The sequence below is a fragment of the Nonomuraea sp. NPDC001699 genome, assembly GCF_053596455.1.
The window spans coordinates 1-1,457 of the sequence record NZ_JBSFGF010000081.1 but is presented as its reverse complement, the minus strand read 5'-3'; the positions used below and the strand labels follow the sequence as shown (position 1 = coordinate 1,457).

1 protein-coding gene is annotated in these 1,457 nt (G+C 68.8%); it reads right to left on the bottom strand.

Going from position 1 to position 1,457, the window contains the following annotated elements; genetic code table 11:
- A partial coding sequence (locus ACWCSU_RS52790; RefSeq protein ID WP_449945252.1) for a polyketide synthase dehydratase domain-containing protein occupies positions 1-1,457 on the bottom strand: 1,457 nt, incomplete at both ends.

Here is a 1,457-nt window from a genome sequence, read left to right as displayed (position 1 = left end):
TGGAGATCGACAACTTCTGGCCCGACCTCCAGCACCACACCGGCCACCTCACCACCCATCAGCCCGACCTTGTCCTGGAACCAGCCCAGAGCATTCAACCCATCCAGCAGATCCCGGAAATTCAACCCAGCAGCGTGAACCTCGACCCGCACCTGCCCAACCGCCAACGGCGCAGCAGCCTGCGGAAACTCCACCAACTCCAGAGCATCCAAACTCCCCTTCGCCCGGCTCCCCAACCGCCACGGCACCCCAGACGGCGGCAACAACCCAGCCCCCGACACCAACCGCAACACCCACACCTGACCGTTGCGAACCGCCACCTGCGGCTCACCAGAAGCCAGCACCCCACCCAGCAGACCACCCCCCAGCTCAGCATCCACATCCAGCAACACGAACCGGCCCGGATTCTCCGACTGCGCAGACCGCACCAAACCCCACACCGCCGCAGCAGCCAGATCCGCGACGAACTCACCCTCACCAACCGCCACCGCACCCCGCGTCACAAACACCAACCGCGAACCTTCCAGCCGCTCATCGGCCAACCACTCCTGCAACAGAACGAGCACCGAAGCGGTCACCTCATGCGCCACGGCCGCCGCGCTCTCCGCCGGATCAGCGATGACCCCGACCAGCACGGCACCGGGAACCGGCCCGGCCGAGATCAGCGACGGCAGATCCCGATGAACGTCGACCGGCCCCCGCATCGGGGCGCATAGTTCCATTCCCTCGCAACCGATCACAGCCACGGATACAGATCCCGCGTCCTCCGTCTGCACCGGAGTCCAGTCCAGGTGGAACAACCCGTCCCGCTCCGCCCCCCGGCCGGCCACGGTTGCCTGATCCGCCGAGAACGGACGCAGCACCAGCGACCCCACCGACAACACCGGCTCCCCGGCAGCGTCCACCGCCGCCAGCGAAACCGACTCATCACCCGTTCTGGCCAGCCGTACTCGGAGGAACGAGGCGCCACCCGCGTGCAGACACACGTCACTCCACGAGAACGGCAGCCGAAGGCCCCCCGCACCGTCCAGGCTCCAACCGCCCAGCCCGGCGAACGGCAGCACGTGGAGGACCGAGTCCAGCAGCGCTGGATGCACGCCGAACAGCCCCGCATCGGCGACCTGCTCGGGCAGCGCGACCTCGGCGAACACGTCACCGTCCGCGCCCCGCCAAGCTGCCCGCAGCCCTTGGAACACCGGCCCGTAGCGGAACCCGTCCTCGGCCAGCCGCTCGTGAATCCGCGCCACATCGATCATGGACGCACCCGGCGGCGGCCAGGCTGCGGCATCGAGCCGTTCCCCGACCTCCCCCGCCACCGCCAGGACGCCGGTGGCGTGCCGCACCCAGGGCACCTCCTCACCAGCTTCCGCCGGTCTGGCATAAACGCCCAGATCACGACGACCCACCTCATCCGGCGCAGCCACCCACACCTGCACCACCACCGCATCCCGCTCACC